The following is a 17909-nucleotide window of genomic DNA, read 5'->3' as shown; positions in this document are numbered from 1 at the left end:
TTACGGCGAGATCCGCTTTCGTTTCATCTCTGGAGGACTCGTTAGAGGCTGGTGGAGCCTATCGGGATCGAACCGATGACCCCCTGCTTGCAAAGCAGGTGCTCTCCCAGCTGAGCTAAGGCCCCGTACAGCCTGGTAAGGATGGTGGGCCTGAGAGGATTTGAACCTCTGACCTCACCCTTATCAGGGGTGCGCTCTAACCAACTGAGCTACAGGCCCATCCCTGCCGCACTGGCCCCTCCTCGAAAGAAGGTCAGGCCGCGGGCGGCGTGAGCCAGCTCAGGCGTCTCGCATGCAAGGCTGTGCCTTGCTGCGATCTCCAGTGATGAAAGGACATGAGGACGACGGCAATGTTCTTTGGAAGTCGCGAAGCTCTTCCAGCGGCTAGCGCTGGCGCTTTCGAGACCATCCTTAGAAAGGAGGTGATCCAGCCGCAGGTTCCCCTACGGCTACCTTGTTACGACTTCACCCCAGTCGCTGAACCCACCGTGGTCGGCTGCCTCCTAAAAGGTTAGCGCACCGCCTTCGGGTGAATCCAACTCCCATGGTGTGACGGGCGGTGTGTACAAGGCCTGGGAACGTATTCACCGCGGCATGCTGATCCGCGATTACTAGCGATTCCGCCTTCATGCTCTCGAGTTGCAGAGAACAATCCGAACTGAGACATCTTTTGGAGATTAGCTCACCCTCGCGAGTTCGCTGCCCACTGTAGATGCCATTGTAGCACGTGTGTAGCCCAGCCTGTAAGGGCCATGAGGACTTGACGTCATCCCCACCTTCCTCCGGCTTATCACCGGCAGTTTCCTTAAAGTGCCCAACTAAATGATGGCAACTAAGGACGAGGGTTGCGCTCGTTGCGGGACTTAACCCAACATCTCACGACACGAGCTGACGACAGCCATGCAGCACCTGTCACTAGGTCCCCGAAGGGAAGAAATCTGTCTCCAGAAGTCGTCCTAGGATGTCAAAGGCTGGTAAGGTTCTGCGCGTTGCTTCGAATTAAACCACATGCTCCACCGCTTGTGCAGGCCCCCGTCAATTCCTTTGAGTTTTAATCTTGCGACCGTACTCCCCAGGCGGATAACTTAATGCGTTAGCTGCGCCACCCAAGCTCCATGAGCCCGGACAGCTAGTTATCATCGTTTACGGCGTGGACTACCAGGGTATCTAATCCTGTTTGCTCCCCACGCTTTCGCACCTCAGCGTCAATAACTGTCCAGTGAGTCGCCTTCGCCACTGGTGTTCTTCCGAATATCTACGAATTTCACCTCTACACTCGGAATTCCACTCACCTCTCCAGTATTCTAGCAACCTAGTTTCAAGGGCAGTTCCGGGGTTGAGCCCCGGGATTTCACCCCTGACTTGGATCGCCGCCTACGTGCGCTTTACGCCCAGTAATTCCGAACAACGCTAGCTCCCTCCGTATTACCGCGGCTGCTGGCACGGAGTTAGCCGGAGCTTATTCTCCAGGTACTGTCATTATCATCCCTGGTAAAAGAGCTTTACAACCCTAAGGCCTTCATCACTCACGCGGCATTGCTGGATCAGGCTTTCGCCCATTGTCCAATATTCCCCACTGCTGCCTCCCGTAGGAGTCTGGGCCGTGTCTCAGTCCCAGTGTGGCTGATCATCCTCTCAGACCAGCTAAGGATCGTCGCCTTGGTAGGCCTTTACCCCACCAACTAGCTAATCCTACGCGGGCCCATCCAAAGGCGATAAATCTTTGGTCCGAAGACATTATCCGGTATTAGCAGTCATTTCTAACTGTTATTCCGAACCTAAGGGCAGGTTCCCACGCGTTACGCACCCGTGCGCCACTAGACCCGAAGGTCTCGTTCGACTTGCATGTGTTAGGCATGCCGCCAGCGTTCGTTCTGAGCCAGGATCAAACTCTCAAGTTTGTGAAACTAACCAATCGAGCACGGGAAAACCCGCTAGCCCGACCAGCCAGAGTATCAAGGAGCCGATACCTGCACTGTCAAACGTAATGGATACGAATGAACATGCTTCATCACAGACCACCTGTGGAGGTGATCAGGATGTGGCGTCGGCTTGAGTTAACCGGTTACCGGAGCCTTGAGGTCCCCGGACCGGGCGCCGTCGCCCACATGTCCCTTCATCAAAAACTAACAATGTCAAAGAGCCGCTCAACAATGCTAGAGGGGACAGCTTTTGTTCCCCCGATTGATACCGGGGGGACCGGCTGTCTCTCTATGTTGGCGACCGTTGCGGTGGGCGGTGGAAGCCGCCAGCGCCGCGTCGGTGAGGGCCATCTAGGCGTGGTGTTGGATTCGGTCAACGCCTTTTTGCAATTTTATTGCGCCTTTTTCGCAAAGCCGCAGAATTCCGCGGTTTCTGACGCATAGAAGCCCCTACACAGATAGGAAGCCTGTGGTAACGTTCAACCGCAAGCCCCGTGAAGTCGCGATCGAAACGCCGATTCACCCCCGCTGACTCGCGATTCAGCCCCCGATTCACCGGTGAATCCCGGTCGTAAAAAGGAATCATGGGGTCGAATCCCCCCGCAGGCGATTCTCGCTTTCCTTACGATTCGTGGGTAAAGCCCTGCCAACGCCTATCTAGGGGGAACGGGGTCGTATGGGTTCTGAGCAAGCCAGCACAGGTGAGGTGGCGCCGGTCGCGCCGGCCGTCTCGCTGGTGCTGCCGGTCTATAATGGCGAGCGGTACCTGGTAGAGGCGCTGGATTCGATCTTCGCGCAGACCTTCACCGACTTCGAGCTGATCGCGGTCGACGACTGCTCTTCCGACGCCACGCCGCGCATCCTGGCAGACTATGCCGCCCGTCATCCCAATATGCGTGTGGTGACCAATGCCGAGAATGCGAAGCTGCCCGCGACTCTCAACAACGGGTTTCGCGTCGCCCGCGGTGCATGGTTCAGCTGGACCTCGGACGACAACACTCTGGACCCCGACACGCTCGAGCGGCTGCATGCCGCAGCCCGGGCCGGCGAGGCCGACATCTATTACGCGGACTTCCGGATCATCGATGCGGATGGCCGGACCGTCGACACGATCCGCGTCGGCGAGCCGCGCGATATCGTGGTCGGCAATCCGATCGGGTGCTGTTTTCTATATAGGAGAGAAGTCGACGCCGCGCTGGGCGGCTATGACGAAGACCTGTTCGGGGTCGAGGATTACGACTTCTGGCTCCGCGCCGAGCGCCACGGGTTCCGCTACCAGGCCATCCACGAGCAAATCTACAGCTACCGCCGGCATGGCGGCAGCCTGACCGCGACCCGCGCGCGCCGCATCCACGAATTGTCGGGGCCGATCATGCTCCAGTCGATCGAGGCGCTGCCCAAGTCGCCCTGGCGCGCCTATGCCTATCTCAAGCTGGCGACGCGCGATCCCTATACCATGCGCTGGGGACTGCTGTGGCGCTCCTTCCGCGACCACCCATCGACCCCGTTCAAGCATCTGCGTGACATTCTCGCCTGGATGCGCTTCGCGCTGCGCGTCCGGCTGACCTGACGGAACGGCGAGTGAGCGCAGCCAAGATCGACACGCAGGGCTTCCGGGCGCTGGTCCGCAATGCGGTGATCTGGCGTTCGGGCTCGCAGATAATCGGCCAGGTCATCAGCTGGGCATCGACCTTCCTGGTCCTGCGCATCCTCGATCCGTCGGACTACGGCCTCTATGCAATGGCCGCCGTGGTGCTCACCCTGCTCGGCCTGCTCAACGGTTATGGCCTGTCGAACGCCCTGATCCAGCGCGAGGAGGTGAGCCGCCACCAATTGCGCCAGCTGTTCGGCATGCTCTTCGTGGTCAATGGTGCGCTGGCAGCGATCCAGTTTGCCGCCGCACCGCTGATCGCTTCCTTTTACGAACAGCCCGAGGTGGCCCAGCTGCTGCGCGTTCTTGCGCTGGTGTTCCTGACGAATCCTTTCCTCGCGCTCGGTTACGCCATCCTCTCGCGCGAGATGGACTTCAGGAAGCAGGCGCAGGTCAACCTTTCGACTTCGCTGCTGGGGGCCGCTGTTGCGCTGGGGGGTGCCCTCGCCGGGCTGGGCGTGTGGACCCTCGTCGCAGCGCCATTGTCCGTCTTCGTTACGCGCGCGATCGCGATGACCGTGGCGGCACGGGCGCTGATGTGGCCAAGTTTCGACTTTCGCGGCACCTGGGGCATCGCGGCCTTCGGCGGGACGGTCACGCTGTCGAGCGTGTTCTACTTCGTACAGACGCAATCCGACGTGATCATCGCAGGACGAAGTTTCGACGCCTATACCGTCGGCCTCTATACGACGGCCCTCTTTCTCGCGCAGATCTTCGTCAGCAAGATTGTGCCGCCGCTGAACGAAGTCGCCTTCTCGGCACTCGCCCGCATCCAGGCGGACCACGAAGCCTTTGCGCGCGGGTTCCTTACCTCGGTGCGCGGCATCATGCTGCTCGCCATTCCCTTCTGCCTCGGCCTCGCAGTGACGGCGGACCCGCTGGTCCATGTGGTGCTGGGCGAGAAATGGCTCGGCGTAGTGCCCGTCCTCCAGGTCCTTGGCCTGGCGATGCCGTGGATGACGCTCCAGGTGCTGTTCGCGCCGGCCACGAACGCGGTCGGCCGCCCGGGTATCGCGATGCGCAATTCGGTTATCGGCGCGGTGCTGATGCCCATCGCCTTCCTGATCGGTGTGCGCTGGGGCATCGTCGGCATGGCCTGGGCGTGGCTTGCGACCTATCCGCTGATCACCGCGATCACCGCTGCAAACTCGTTCGGCGCGATCCGCGTATCGGCGCGGCAGGTGCTCGGAGCCGTGGCGCCCGCGGCCCTGGCCGGGCTGGTGATGGCAGTCACGGTCTATCTCGTGGACCGGCAGCTGGCATTTGCGAGCCCCGCCCTGCGCCTCGGCGTCCTGGTCGCGACCGGCGGGGCGGTCTACCTCGGGTGGCTCTTCGCCTTCGCGCGCGAGCGGCTCGCCGAATTCGTGGCGCTCGTCCGCAATCGCTGAACAGCCGGGCCGGATCGACGGGCGGTTGGCCATTGCAGCGGCGGCGTGGTATTCTCCCTGACCGGAGAGGAGCCGCCATGTCCCTGCGTAGCCTGATTGCCGCGTGCGCCCTGCTCGCAGCGGGAGGCGTTTCGGCGCAACAGGAGGATGCGGGCAGCCTGCTGGGCAATGCACCCACCGACGAAGCCGCGATCACCGCGGACCGCAATCGCCGCATGACCGTGCCCGTGACCATCGGCGGGGCCGGACCCTATCGCTTCCTGATCGACACCGGCGCCCAGGCCACCGTAGTCACCCACGAGCTGGTGGAGGATCTCGCCCTGCGGCGCAGCGGCACCGCGCTGCTCGTCGCGATGGGCAGTTCGCGCACGGTCGAGACGGTCGAGCTCGACGACCTCGAGTTCGCGAACCGCTCGGTCAGCGGCCTGGTCTCGCCGTTGCTGCAAGCCAGCCACGTCGGCGCCGACGGGATCCTCGGGCTCGACAGCCTGCAGGACACGCGCGTGCTGATCGACTTCCGCGAGCGGAGCATGGCGATTGCCGATTCCGAATATGAAGAGAGCAACTCCGGCTACGAGATCGTCGTGCGCGCGCGCAAGAAGATCGGGCAGATGATCATCACTAATGCCCGCATCGACGGCCAGCGTGTGGCCGTCGTGATCGACACGGGCGCGCAGACCAGCATCGGCAACCCGGTGCTGCTGCGCAAGCTGCGCGCGCGCGAGCGGCACGAGATCACCAGTGTCGACGTGCTCGGCACCGAGCTCGTCAGCAGCGCCACCTACCTCCCCAACCTGCAGATCGGCCGGGCCGAGCTGACCAACCTCCAGGTCGGCTTTTCCGACAGTCCGATCTTCGCCGCGCTGGGCCTCGACGACCAGCCCGCGCTGGTGCTCGGCATGAACACGCTGCGGGTGTTCGACCGGGTGGCGATCGACTTCTCCAGGAGCCGGATCCTGTTCGACATGCCGAGCCGCCGGGCGGAGCGCGAACGGGACGCGCACCGGCCGAGCTAGGCGCTGCGACTTGCCACGACCGCCTACCGCCCCCAGATGGGCGGACCATGCCGCCCGATACCGCCCCGTCCGACCTTCCCAAGGAAACCGAAAGCTGGGCGACCATCCGGCGGTTCCTGCCTTACCTGTGGCCGGCGGGTAATCCGCAGCTGAAGCGCCGCATCGTCGGCGCGATGCTGTTCGTGCTGGCGGCCAAGGCGACCACGCTGGCGCTGCCTTTTGCCTACAAGCGCGCAATCGATTCGATGACGACCCCGGCGAACGAGGCCGCGATGGTCGCGCTGGCCTTCGTCATCGCCTATGCCGCCGGCCGCTTCGCCGCGGTGGTGTTCGACAATTTGCGCAACATTACCTTCGAGCGGGTCGGGCAGGATGCGACGCGCCAGCTGGCGGAAGATACCTTTGCCCGGCTGCACCAGCTCTCGCTGCGCTTCCATCTGGCGCGCCGCACGGGCGAGGTCACCAAGACGATCGATCGCGGGACCAAGAGCATCGACATCATGCTCTATTTCCTGCTGTTCAACATCGCCCCCACCGCGCTGGAGCTGACCGCGGTCGGGATCATCTTCTACCTGAACTTCGGCTGGGAACTGGTCGCTGCGACCGCGGTGACCGTCGGCGCCTACATCTTCGTCACCCGCCTGATCACCGAATGGCGCAACGAGCTACGCCGCCAGATGAACGAGCTCGACGGCACCGCCCTCGCCCGCTCGGTCGACAGCCTGCTGAATTACGAGACGGTGAAATACTTCTCCGCCGAGGCGCGCGAACGCGAACGCTACGGCCAGTCGGCGCGCGCCTTTGCCGAGGCCGCGATCAAGTCCGAAAATTCGCTCGGCATGCTCAACATCAGCCAGGCGCTGATCATGAACCTGCTGATGGGCGGGGCGATGGGCTTTACCGTCTGGCAATGGAGCAAGGGCACGTTGACCACCGGTGACCTCGTGCTGGTCAACACCTATCTGATCCAGCTTTTCCGCCCGCTCGACATGCTCGGCATGGTCTATCGCACCGTCCGCCAGGGGCTGATCGACATGGGCGCAATGTTCACGCTGATCGACACCCAGGCGGAGGTGCGCGACGCGCCCGGCGCACCCGCGCTGGTCGTGAAGCGGCCCACCGTCGCGTTCGAGGATGTCGTCTTCGGCTATGAGGAGGACCGCACGATCCTGCACGGCCTCAGCTTCGAGGTGCCGGCGGGCAACCACGTCGCCATCGTCGGCCCCTCGGGTGCGGGCAAGAGCACGATCGGGCGCTTGCTCTTCCGGTTCTACGATCCGCAAGCGGGCCGCATCCTGATCGACGGCCAGGATATCGCCAGGGTGACGCAGGCGAGCCTGCGCGAGCAGATCGGGATCGTCCCGCAGGACAGCGTGCTGTTCAACGACACCATCGGCTACAACATCGCCTATGGCCGCGACGGCGCGACGCGCGACGAGATCGTCGAAGCGGCGCGCGCGGCGGCGATCCTGCCCTTAATCGAACGGCTGCCCGACGGCTTCGATACCGAAGTGGGCGAGCGCGGCCTCAAGCTGTCGGGTGGCGAGAAGCAGCGTGTCGCCATTGCCCGCACGCTGGTGAAGAACCCGCCGATCCTGCTGCTCGACGAGGCGACGAGCGCGCTCGACAGCCGGACCGAGCAGGACATTCTCGGCACTCTGCGCCGCGTCTCCGAACACCGTACCACGCTTGCCATCGCGCACCGCCTCTCGACCATTGCCGATGCCGACGCGATCCTCGTGCTCGACCAGGGGCGGCTCGTGGAAAGCGGCTCGCATGCCGAACTGCTGCGCACCCGCGGCCTTTATGCGGAGATGTGGGCCCGACAGGCGGAAGACCGTCCGGCGGAAATCCCGGCCTGACCCGCCGCGCCGCTTCCCGGTAGCGCGGCCGCGGAAGTCCCGAATCCGGCGGCCGCGGGTTGTGTTGCAGTGCAACATGGGCCATGAGGCCGCCAACTCCCGGCGCTGCAAACCCGTCCCGCGCCATCCAATCCTGACGAACGGACCCGTCCCATGCTCGACCGAAGCACGCTTCGCCGCGACTGGCTTTCCAACATCCGCGCAGACATGCTCGCCGGCCTCGTGGTCGCGCTGGCGCTGATCCCGGAGGCGATCGGCTTCTCGATCATCGCGGGCGTCGATCCGCGCGTCGGGCTCTACGCCTCGGTCGCGATCGCGATGGTGATCGCATTCACCGGCGGGCGGCCGGGCATGATCAGCGCGGCGACAGCCGCGGTGGCAGTCGTCGTGGTGCCGCTGGTTCGCGACCACGGGGTCGAGTATCTCTTCGCCGCGACGATCCTGATGGGCATCTTCCAGGGAATCGCGGCGCTGCTGCGGCTCGACCTGTTGATGCAATTCGTCAGCCGCTCGGTCATCACCGGCTTCGTCAACGCGCTCGCGATCCTGATCTTCATGGCGCAGCTGCCGCAGCTGACCAATGTGGGCTGGGAAACCTATGCGATGGTCGCCGCCGCGCTGGCGATCATCTACCTCTTCCCCAGGCTGACCACCGCCGTGCCCAGCCCGCTGGTGGCGATCGTCGTGCTGACCGCGCTGTCGATCTATATCAATGCGCCGGTCAACACGGTGACGGACATGGGCGAGCTGCCCGAGGGCCTGCCCTATTTCGCCCTGCCCGACGTGCCGCTGAGCTGGGAAACGCTGGCGATCATCGCGCCCTATTCCGCGACGATGGCGGCGGTCGGCCTGCTCGAGAGCCTGCTGACCGCGCAGATCGTCGACGACATGACCCACACCGGATCGAACAAGCGCCGCGAGAGCGCTGGACAAGGCGTCGCCAATATCGTGGCAGCCGTCTTCGGCGGCATGGGCGGCTGCGCGATGATCGGCCAGTCCGTCATCAACGTGACCAGCGGCGGGCGCGGCCGGCTGTCGACCTTAACCGCCGGCGCGGCGCTGCTGATCCTGCTCGCCGTGCTCGGCGACCTCGTCGGCCAGGTGCCGATGCCCGCGCTGGTGGCGATCATGATCATGGTTTCGATCGGGACCTTCTCGTGGAACTCGATCCCCAACATCGGCAAGCACCCCTGGCAGTCGAGCGTCGTGATGCTGACCACCGTCGTGGTCGTGGTCGCGACACACAACCTCGCGCTCGGCGTGCTGGCCGGCGTGATCCTGTCGGGCGTGTTCTTCACCCACAAGGTTATGACCATGTTCGAGGTGACCCGCACGCGCGAGGGCGACACGGCGACATACTGGGCGAAGGGCCAGATCTTCTACGCCAGCGTCGAAAGGTTCGAAGCCGCACTCGGTCCGGAGAGCACCCAGGCCGATCCCGCGGACCACGTCGTGATCGACGTCAGCAAGGCGCATTTTTGGGACATCAGCGCGGTCGGCGCGCTTGACAAGGTGGTCGAGCGGATGCGGCGAAACGGGCGCAGCGTGCAGGTCGTCGGGCTGAACCGTGCGAGCGCCGACCTCGTCGACAAGTTTGCGCTGACCGACAAGACGGGCGTCGAGATCGGCCTCGCGCCGCATCCCTGAGCGCGTCTATCCGGCGGCGCGCCGCATAGCCTTGAGTGCCTGCCGGTCGAACCACCAGATGGTCGGATCGCGGCGCGGCCTGAAGCCGGGCAGATATTGCGGATATAGGCTGGCGAGCCGCTGCGGCAAGCTCTTCGGCCCCGCGCCGCGCATGATGTCGCTGATGATCCGGTTCTGGAAGTGGCGCACCGAGTAATTGCGCATCCGCCGTGCCTGCAGCGCAAGATCGCGCGGGGTGAGGCTCACCGGATCGCACAGGAAGCCGGCCGCTTCGACCGGCATGACCCGCGCGTCCTGCCAGTCGTTCTCATTGGAGAGATCGGTCTTCGCCATCGCGCACAGCAACCCGTCGTCGCCGATCAGGTCCTCCGGCAGCCGGATCCCCTCGCCCCGCATAAGCGCGACGAAATCGCCGTGCAGGGCATAGAGATCGCCGAACAGCCCGTGCTCGCGTGCCATCTGTTCGCGATAGGCCTCGACGCGGCGGCCATTGGCGGGATAGGCCGTGGCCGCATTGATCGGGTTCGCGTCGAGCGCGGCGACCAGCGCAGGGATTGATCCCGAGACCACTTCCGCATCGCCATCGACGAACACAAAATGCCGCCCATCGATGCCGGGGGTATCGAGCATGAAGCGGTTCCAGCTGCGCGCCTTGCCACCCTGCTCCCAGTCGTGGACGGTCACATCGGCAAAGCCGTCAGCGATCTCGGCCGTGCGGTCATTTGTGCCGTTGACCACGACATGCACGGCATAGGCCGGATCGTCCAGCGGGAGGCTCTCGAGGCACCGCGCAATCCGGCGCTCCTCGTTATGCGCGAGGACCGTGACGATGATCGGGAGGTTCGGCGTCATCCGGCGCGGTTCTGCGCTCCGGCCTGCAATCCTTCAAGCATTTCCACCGCCCGGTTGGCGTCACCGGCGGGGACAAACGCATAATCGTGATGAAGCGCGGCCACCATATTGCAGGCGATGCCCGCCTCGGCCAGCGCGTTCGCGACGGCTGCGGTCAACCCTACGCCTTCGAGGTCGGAGTGCACCTGCAGGGTGATGCGCGCGAACTGCGGCGTGCCTTCGGGCGCGAGCGCTGCGGGAACGATCGCGCTGACGCCCTCATCCTCGCGGAAGGTGCCGATCGCGGCGCCGAGCCATTCGGGCGCGCGATCCGGCGTGACCGCGACGAAGCACCAGCGCGCCTCGTCGAGCAACGGGTCCATCTGCGCGATCATCGCCCTGCCATCGCGCACGGTGCCCATGTCAGAGGATGTATTTCGACAGGTCGGCGTCGCCCGCCAGGTCGCCCAGACGCTCGCGAACGTAATCGGCGTCGATCGTGACCGTCTCGCCTGCGCGGTCTTCGGCCTCGAAGCTGATGTCCTCGAGCAGACGCTCCATCACCGTCTGCAGGCGCCGGGCGCCGATGTTCTCGACCGTCTCGTTCACCTGCGCGGCGATCTTCGCGACTTCGGCGATCGCCTCGTCGGTGAAGTCGAGCGAAACCTTCTCGGTCCCGAGCAGCGCAGTGTACTGGTCGACGAGGTTGGCGCGCGTTTCCTTGAGGATGCGCACGAAGTCCTCCTCGGTCAGCGCGCGCAGCTCGACGCGGATCGGCAGGCGGCCCTGGAGTTCGGGCAGCATGTCGGACGGCTTGGCGACGTGGAACGCGCCGCTGGCGATGAAGAGCACGTGGTCGGTCTTCATCGGGCCGTATTTGGTGGCCACCGTGGTGCCCTCGATCAGCGGCAACAGGTCGCGCTGCACGCCTTCGCGGCTGACGCTGCCACCGCGCACGTCGGACACGGCGATCTTGTCGATCTCGTCGAGGAAGACGATGCCGTTGGTCTCCGCATTCTCCAGCGCGACGCGGTTGACGTCGTCCTGGTCCATGCGTTTCTCGGCCTCTTCCTCGACCAGACGGTCCCATGCATCGGGGACCTTCAGCTTGCGGCGCTTCAGGTTCGAGCGGCCCATCGCCTTGCCGAGCATGTCGCTGAGGTCGATCATGCCGACATTGGCGGGCATGCCGGGAATTTCCATCGAGCTCTGGGGTACGTCCTTCACCTCGATCTCGACCTCGGTGTCGTTCATCGAATTGTCGACGATCCGCGCGCGGAAAGCTTCGCGCGTCGCCTCGCTGGCGTTGTCGCCGACGAGCGCGGTCAGCAGCCGCCCCATCGCCGCTTCGCTGGCGGCTTCGCGCACCGCCTCGCGGCGGCGCTCCTTTTCCAGCCGGATCGCCTCTTCGGCAAGGTCGCGGGCGATCTGTTCGACGTCACGGCCGACATAGCCGACCTCGGTGAACTTGGTCGCCTCCACCTTCACGAACGGCGCCTCGGCCAGCTTGGCCAAGCGGCGGCTGATCTCGGTCTTGCCGCAGCCGGTGGGGCCGATCATGAGGATGTTCTTGGGCGTTACCTCGTCGCGCAGCTCGGGGCGCAGGCGCTGGCGGCGCCAGCGGTTGCGCAGCGCCACGGCGACGGCGCGCTTGGCGTCCTTCTGGCCGATGATATGCTCGTCGAGCGCGGCGACGATCGCCTTGGGGGTCAGATTGTCCATGAAGATCCTCAGACCGTTTCGACGGTCAAATTGTTGTTCGTGAAGACGCAGACCTCGGCGGCCACCGCCATCGCCTTGCGCGCGATGACCTCGGGATCGTCCTCGTAATCGGACAGCGCCTTGGCCGCGCTCAGCGCGTACATGCCGCCGCTGCCGATGGCGGCGATCCCGCCTTCGGGTTCGAGCACGTCGCCATTGCCGGTGAGGACGAGGAGGTTCTCCTTGTCCGCCACGATCATCAGCGCTTCGAGATTGCGCAGGTACTTGTCCATGCGCCAGTCCTTGGTCAGCTCGACCGCGGCACGCAGGAGCTGGCCGTTATACTGCTCGAGCTTCTTTTCGAGCCGTTCGAACAGCGTGAAGGCATCGGCGGTCGCCCCGGCGAACCCGGCGACGACGCTGCCTCCTGCACCGATCCGGCGAACCTTCTTGGCATTGGGCTTCATCACCGTGTTGCCCATGGAGACCTGTCCGTCCCCGGCAATCACGATCTTATCACCGCGCTTGACGCCGACGATGGTGGTGGAGTGCCACTGGACGAGGCCGTGGCTGTCGCTGTTTCCGCTCATGCCGCGCGATATGGGGGGCGCGGCGAAAGGGTCAAGGAACGACCTTACTGGCCCGGCGCAGTGCCCGGCGCGCCGACCGCGCCGATATTGCCGAACAAGTCCTCGAGGAAGGTCCGCTCGCGGCCCAGCGTCGGCGTCTTGTCGCCATCAGGGGTCAGGTATGCCACCTGCTCGACCCCGCTGCGCTCCGCCGAGATCACGTTTCCCGCCGCGTCGAACTTCACCGCGAGCACCTGATGCTGCTGGATGCGCGGACGCACGAAGGGTTTGCGGCCCGTGGTGCTGGACACGTAATACCAGGTCGGATCGCCGAACTGGCTCGTGAAGGTCGGGCGGCCGAGCGTGCCTGCGACCGACTGCTGGTTGTCGATGCCCGGCTGGATCGACTGGGTCAGCACCGGATCGACGATATAGCCGCGCGTTTCGCGGATCGCCTGGCACCCGCCCAGCGTCGTGGCGGCAAGAACGATGGCGCCGAGGCCCGCAATTTTCACTCTGTTCATGGGAACAGCAAATCTCCGTTGTCCGGGCGCTTGGCCGCTGGCGGCGGCGCCCCTATATGCTCGGCCAACGCCTTAGTCCGAAAGCGTGCGGCCATGCAACGTGCCAGTGGCCAATCGCTTGGGGATCGCGGCCTGTATTGCCGCTGAACGGAGAGACCATGTCCTTTTTCGCACGCCTTTTCGGCACTGGACCCGACCCGCGCGAGGAATGGCGCGCGCTGTGGCACCGCACGGTGGAGGAAGCGCGCGACCCTGACTGGTACCGCATGTGCGGCGTCGCCGATTCCATCGAAGGGCGCTACGACATGATCACGCTGGTGCTCGCGCTCGTCATGCTGCGGCTGGAGAACGAGCCCGAGACCGGCAGCAATGCCACCGCCCGCCTGACCGAGCTGTTCGCAGAGGACATGGAAGGCCAGCTGCGCGAGGCCGGCATCGGCGATCCCACCGTGGGCAAGAAGCTCGCCGCGGTGATGGCCAGCATGAACGGCCGCATCGGTGCCTATCGCGAAGGGCTGCGCAGCGACCCGCAGGTGCTGGTGGACGCAGTGCGCCGCAACGTCACCATGGCCCAGCCCGACGAGGCCGAGGCGCTGGTCCAGCGCATGGCGGCGCTCCACGCGCGGCTGGAACGGACCACAGTCGACCAGCTGCGCGCCGGCGAGATCGCGGCATGAGCGATCCCGAACTCGTCCGCCTGGTCAAGCCGCGCGCCTTGCCCGCCGGAGCCATGACGATCACCGCCGACACCGCCGAACGCGAGGCGCTGGCCAAACGCTTCGGCGTGACTGCGATCGAGGCGCTGAATGCCCATGTCGAATTCGACACCAAGGACGGCGCGGTGCTCGCCACCGGACGGCTGCTGGCGACCATCGAGCAACCCTGCGCGATTACCCGCGATCCGCTGACCTACGACGTCGACGAGCCCCTAACCCTGCGCTTCGTCCCCGCCGGATCGGTCGCGAATTATGCGCCCGACGAGGAGATCGAACTCGACAGCGAGGACCTCGACGAGATCGAATACGAGGGCGACAGCTTCGACCTCGGCGAAGCCATCGCGCAAACGCTGGCGCTGGCGATCGACCCCTACCGCGAAGGCCCGGGCGCGGACGAGGCGCGGAAAGCGGCGGGCATCGTCAGCGACGAGGACAAGCTGCCCAGCGGTCCACTGGCGGATGCGCTGGCGGCGCTTAAGGGCGGCGGCGAATGACCAAAGTCGGACGAAATTCCGACTGATTGTCCTCGGATAAGTAACTACACCTATCTGGAATAAGGGTTGGCGTCGACATTTCCAGGTCGCGACAACCAGTGAATTAGCTCGTCGCGGTATTCCTCATCTTTCTCGTTCAATGCGCCAAGCCCTCTGGGCAAATCAATCTCGAGAAACACCTCCGCGTAGTGTCCATTCTCGAGGCCATCGTCGAAGAACAGCTTCATACGCACTGCTTCATCGGCGATAAGGGCCGGATTGCTTTCAATACCCACGGCTAAGCAATTGATCGTTTGCGGGAAAGTCCATCCCTGTGCCAAGAGTTTATCGTCGCGCCGAAACAGCTTAGGCAGCCAACCTTGACTTGTCTGTCGGGGCGACGAGGCGCCGTAATACTCGGCCAATAAAGCCAACATCCTGTCGCTATCCTCGCCTCGCGAGCGCAGGGTGACCGGCCCCCAGAAACTATGGAAGGCATCATCGCCCTCACCGTCGACCTGCTCGTTCCAGCCGACCGTTGGGATGTCCGCATAGAAACCCACTGGCTGGTAGGGCGCCGCATCGGCGCACAGACCCAGCTTCCACACACCTTCTTTTTCGACGAAAATCTTTTCGACAATCTCGAAAGACATGTCGCACAGTGGAGGAAGACCGTCGTCTAAGTCCTCAAGATTTGAAAATACATGCATCTTTCGCCATCTAGACGTTGTTCGCCTGAGAACAACCCCTTTTAGGTCAGACGCTAGACCACGAACAATAGTCCACTAAATCCCCCTTAGGCGATTATTGGGCTGCGAGCACCTCAGAACGGAATATCGTCGTCGAGGTCGTCGTAGTTCGAGCCGCCGCCCGAACCGCTCGAGCTGCCACCCGAACCACCCGAGCTCTGGCCGCCGCCGCTGCGCCAGTTGTCGCCGCCGCCGCTCTGCTGTCCGCCGCCGCCCTGGTCCCACGAACCGCCGCCGCGCTGGCCGCCGCCACCGCCGCCACCGGATGCTCCGTCGAGCATGGTGAGCGTGCCGTTCATGCCGCGGATCACGACTTCGGTGGAGTAGCGGTCGTTACCCGACTGGTCCTGCCACTTGCGGGTCTGCAGCTGGCCTTCGATGTAGACCTTGGAGCCCTTGCGCAGAAAGCGTTCGACCACGCCGACGAGACCTTCGGAGAAGATCGCGACGGTGTGCCACTCGGTCCGCTCCTGCCGCTCGCCGGTATTGCGGTCCTTCCACGTCTCGCTCGTCGCGATGCGCAGGTTGGCGACCTTGCCGCCGTTCTGGAAGCTGCGGATCTCGGGATCGGCCCCGAGGTTTCCGATGAGCATGACTTTGTTGAGGCTACCGGCCATCGAATCGTCCCTTCGTATCTGTTGGCAACGGGCCTAACGGAGGGCGCGGCCCGCTTCTAGGGGCGGAGCGGAGTTTCCACACCGCTCCGCAGGCAATCGCTAGAGCCCCAGCGCCACCGCGCCCCAATAGGTCAGGCCGGCGAACACGTAAGCCAGCGCGAAGAGGTAGCCGACCATGAAGGCGGGCCATTTCCACCCGTTGGTCTCGCGTCGGGCGACCGCGATGGTCGAGATGCATTGCGGCGCGAAGACGAACCACGCGAGGAAGGCAAGCGCGGTGGGCAGGCTCCACAGCGCGGCGATCTTGTCGGTTACGCCCTCGGCCGCGACATCCTCGTCCGCGGCGTCCACAGCGTAAGTGGTGGCAAGTGCGGAAACCGCGACTTCGCGTGCGGCCATGGCGGGGACCAGCGCGAGGCTCATCTCGCGGTTGAAGCCGATCGGCTCGAGGATCGGGTGGAGCCCATCCGCCACCATGCCGGCAAAGCTCGCGTCCATCTGGCCCTCGCCCGGCTCGGCCTTGGGGAAGCTCAGCATCAGCCACAGCACGATGGTAACGGTGAAGATGATCGTGCCCGCGCGGCGCAGGAACACCCAGGCGCGCTGCCACAGGCCGATGGCGAGGTCCTTGAGGCGCGGCAGCTGGTAGCGCGGCATTTCCATGATGAAACCGCTCGCCGCGCCCTTGGCCACCGTGCGCCGCAGCACCAGCGCCGCCGCCATCGCGCCGACTATCCCTGCGACATAAAGCGCGAACAGCACCAGCCCCTGCAGGCCGACGCCGGGGCCGACGGTGGTCTCCGGAATGACCGCGGCGATGATCACCGCATAGACCGGCAGGCGCGCCGAACAGGTCATCAGCGGCGCGATCAGGATGGTGGTCAGCCGGTCTTTCGCATCGGGAATGCTGCGCGTCGCCATGATACCGGGAATGGCGCAAGCGAAGCTGGAGAGCAGCGGAATGAAGCTTTTGCCGGACAGGCCCACGCCGGCCATCAGCCGGTCCATGAGGAAGGCTGCACGCGCCATATAGCCGCTCGCCTCCATCACGAGGATGAAGAAGAACAGGATCACAATCTGGGGCAGGAAGACTACAACCGACCCCACACCTGCGAGCACGCCTTCGGTGAGGAAATCGCGGATGAAGCCCGATGCCATGCTGGCGGTAACTGCCTCGGATATGGCTCCCACTCCGCCTTCCAGCGCATCGGCGAAGGGCGTCGCCCAGGCGAACACCGCCTGGAAGATCACGAACAGCAGGCCAAACAGGATGACCGGCCCAACCCACGGATTGAGCAGCACGCGATCGATACCGTTCTCGATCGTGTGCCGAGTCGACTTGGAGAGGATCGCGGCCTTGGACATATGCTTGGCCGCAAGCCGCCGCTCGGGCAGCGTGATGTGCCAGCGCTTACGAGCTTCCTCGTCCGCATGGGTTTCGGCCTCGGCGATGGCGGCGGTGAGTTCGGCGAGGCCCTTGCGGCGTACGGCGACGGTCGGGATGACCGGCACACCGAGCGCTTCGGATAGCGCCGCGGGATCGAGCGTCAGCCCGTCGCGCTCGGCCAGGTCGACCATGTTGAGCGCGACCACGGTGGGCCGGCCCAGCTCGAGTACCTCCTGCGCAAAGACGAGGTGCTGTTCGAGGTTCGCCGCGTCGAGCACGAGAATGAGGACATCGGGCGTCGGCTCACCGGCGAATTCGCCGTGGACGACCTTGCGCGTCACTTCCTCGTCGGGACTCGCGGCATCGAAACTATAGGCACCGGGAAGGTCGACCAGTTCGACCGGCTCCTGCCCCGGCAGGGCCAGCCGCCCGGCCTTCCGCTCGACGGTGACGCCGGGATAGTTGGCGATCTTCTGGCGCGCGCCGGTCAGCGCGTTGAACAGCGCCGACTTGCCCGAATTGGGATTGCCGACCAGCGCGGCCGTCCGGACGCGGTTCGTAACAGGCGCGGGATCGTCGCGGCTCATGCGGGTTCCACCTCGATGGCGAGCGCGTGGCTGCGGCGCAGGGCGATGGTCATGCGGCCGATGCGAATCGCCAGCGGATCGCGCGTGCCGAAGATGCCCCGGTGGATCACGGCGACTTCCGCCCCCTCGTCCACGCCGAGGGCTTTCAGGCGCTTGGCCTCGTCCTCGGCCAGCACGGCCCAGTTCACGGCTGTGATGCGCGCAGTTTTCTCGTGTTCGAACGCGTCGAGGGTCATGACTTCGCCGCTGCCAGATGCGCGGCCTTATTG

Annotated in this window: 16 protein-coding genes, 2 tRNA genes and 1 rRNA gene; 7 read left to right on the top strand and 12 right to left on the bottom strand. The window is 64.6% G+C overall.

From position 1 onward, the window contains the following. Positions 1-49: 49 nt before the first annotated feature. From K3172_RS04735 to K3172_RS04725, 3 genes are all read right to left on the bottom strand, one after another. Positions 50-125 (bottom strand) — tRNA-Ala (locus K3172_RS04735). Between the two features lie 17 nt (positions 126-142). Beyond that, positions 143-219: transfer RNA gene (locus K3172_RS04730), tRNA-Ile, on the bottom strand. Between the two features lie 196 nt (positions 220-415). Then, positions 416-1901: ribosomal RNA gene (locus tag K3172_RS04725) — 16S ribosomal RNA — on the bottom strand. 697 nt (positions 1902-2598) lie between these two features. Here K3172_RS04725 and K3172_RS04720 point away from each other — a divergent pair. The 5 genes from K3172_RS04720 to K3172_RS04700 all read left to right on the top strand — a co-directional run bounded on the left by K3172_RS04720 (position 2599) and on the right by K3172_RS04700 (position 9486). Next, positions 2599-3492, top strand: coding sequence for a glycosyltransferase family 2 protein (locus tag K3172_RS04720; RefSeq protein WP_221587451.1), 894 nt, complete (start codon positions 2599-2601; stop codon positions 3490-3492). Positions 3493-3503: 11 nt separating this feature from the next. Beyond that, positions 3504-4961: a lipopolysaccharide biosynthesis protein gene (locus K3172_RS04715; RefSeq protein ID WP_221587449.1), complete on the top strand. Its 1458-nt coding sequence runs from the start codon at positions 3504-3506 to the stop codon at positions 4959-4961. Between the two features lie 77 nt (positions 4962-5038). Continuing rightward, entirely contained in the window at positions 5039-5977 is a 939-nt protein-coding gene (locus K3172_RS04710) for a retroviral-like aspartic protease family protein (protein ID WP_221587447.1), read from the top strand. Positions 5978-6024: 47 nt separating this feature from the next. Continuing rightward, complete coding sequence (locus K3172_RS04705; protein ID WP_221587445.1) at positions 6025-7839, top strand: ABCB family ABC transporter ATP-binding protein/permease; 1815 nt, start codon at positions 6025-6027, stop codon at positions 7837-7839. Between the two features lie 153 nt (positions 7840-7992). Beyond that, on the top strand, positions 7993-9486 hold the full coding sequence (locus tag K3172_RS04700; protein ID WP_221587443.1) for a SulP family inorganic anion transporter: 1494 nt from the start codon (positions 7993-7995) through the stop codon (positions 9484-9486). Between the two features lie 6 nt (positions 9487-9492). Here the strand turns inward: K3172_RS04700 and K3172_RS04695 are convergent, their stop codons facing one another. From K3172_RS04695 to K3172_RS04675, 5 genes are read right to left on the bottom strand one after another with little or no spacing between them, the layout of a single operon-like run. Next, positions 9493-10338 (bottom strand): glycosyltransferase family A protein, encoded by an 846-nt coding sequence (locus K3172_RS04695; protein ID WP_221587441.1) that lies wholly within the window; start codon positions 10336-10338, stop codon positions 9493-9495. Beyond that, positions 10335-10739, bottom strand: a complete 405-nt coding sequence (locus K3172_RS04690) for an ACT domain-containing protein (RefSeq protein WP_221587440.1) — start codon at positions 10737-10739, stop codon at positions 10335-10337. The genes K3172_RS04695 and K3172_RS04690 overlap by 4 nt, the downstream gene beginning before the upstream one ends. Before the next feature lies 1 nt (position 10740). After that, the gene (gene hslU, locus K3172_RS04685) at positions 10741-12039 is read right to left on the bottom strand and encodes an ATP-dependent protease ATPase subunit HslU (RefSeq protein WP_221587437.1); all 1299 of its coding nucleotides are present in this window, start codon (positions 12037-12039) and stop codon (positions 10741-10743) included. A gap of 8 nt (positions 12040-12047) precedes the next feature. Further along, the gene (hslV, locus tag K3172_RS04680) at positions 12048-12608 is read right to left on the bottom strand and encodes an ATP-dependent protease subunit HslV (RefSeq protein WP_221587435.1); all 561 of its coding nucleotides are present in this window, start codon (positions 12606-12608) and stop codon (positions 12048-12050) included. A 44-nt stretch (positions 12609-12652) separates the two neighbouring features. Next, entirely contained in the window at positions 12653-13111 is a 459-nt protein-coding gene (locus K3172_RS04675) for an outer membrane protein assembly factor BamE (protein ID WP_221587433.1), read from the bottom strand. Positions 13112-13269: 158 nt separating this feature from the next. On the opposite strand from K3172_RS04675, the gene K3172_RS04670 reads away from it, so the two are divergent. Then, positions 13270-13788, top strand: a complete 519-nt coding sequence (locus K3172_RS04670; protein WP_221587431.1) for a ubiquinol-cytochrome C chaperone family protein — start codon at positions 13270-13272, stop codon at positions 13786-13788. Beyond that, positions 13785-14321, top strand: a complete 537-nt coding sequence (locus tag K3172_RS04665; RefSeq protein WP_221587429.1) for a YceD family protein — start codon at positions 13785-13787, stop codon at positions 14319-14321. The genes K3172_RS04670 and K3172_RS04665 overlap by 4 nt, the downstream gene beginning before the upstream one ends. 50 nt (positions 14322-14371) lie before the next feature. Here K3172_RS04665 and K3172_RS04660 read toward each other — a convergent pair whose 3' ends face one another. The 4 genes from K3172_RS04660 to K3172_RS04645 form a co-directional block, all read right to left on the bottom strand. Continuing rightward, positions 14372-14953: a hypothetical protein gene (locus K3172_RS04660; RefSeq protein ID WP_221587427.1), complete on the bottom strand. Its 582-nt coding sequence runs from the start codon at positions 14951-14953 to the stop codon at positions 14372-14374. Positions 14954-15123: 170 nt separating this feature from the next. After that, positions 15124-15666 carry a single-stranded DNA-binding protein gene (gene ssb, locus K3172_RS04655; protein WP_221587425.1) on the bottom strand — a complete coding sequence of 181 codons (543 nt, stop codon included), beginning with the start codon at positions 15664-15666 and terminating at the stop codon, positions 15124-15126. Between the two features lie 99 nt (positions 15667-15765). Further along, positions 15766-17640, bottom strand: a complete 1875-nt coding sequence (feoB, locus tag K3172_RS04650) for a ferrous iron transporter B (protein WP_221587423.1) — start codon at positions 17638-17640, stop codon at positions 15766-15768. Further along, entirely contained in the window at positions 17637-17876 is a 240-nt protein-coding gene (locus K3172_RS04645) for a FeoA family protein (protein WP_221587421.1), read from the bottom strand. Before K3172_RS04645 ends, feoB begins: the two co-directional genes overlap by 4 nt. Positions 17877-17909 lie beyond the last annotated feature (33 nt).

The sequence above is a fragment of the Qipengyuania proteolytica genome (assembly GCF_019711565.1).
GTDB classification, from domain to species: Bacteria; Pseudomonadota; Alphaproteobacteria; order Sphingomonadales; family Sphingomonadaceae; genus Qipengyuania; species Qipengyuania proteolytica.
This window is presented reverse-complemented; position numbering and strand designations above follow the sequence as displayed.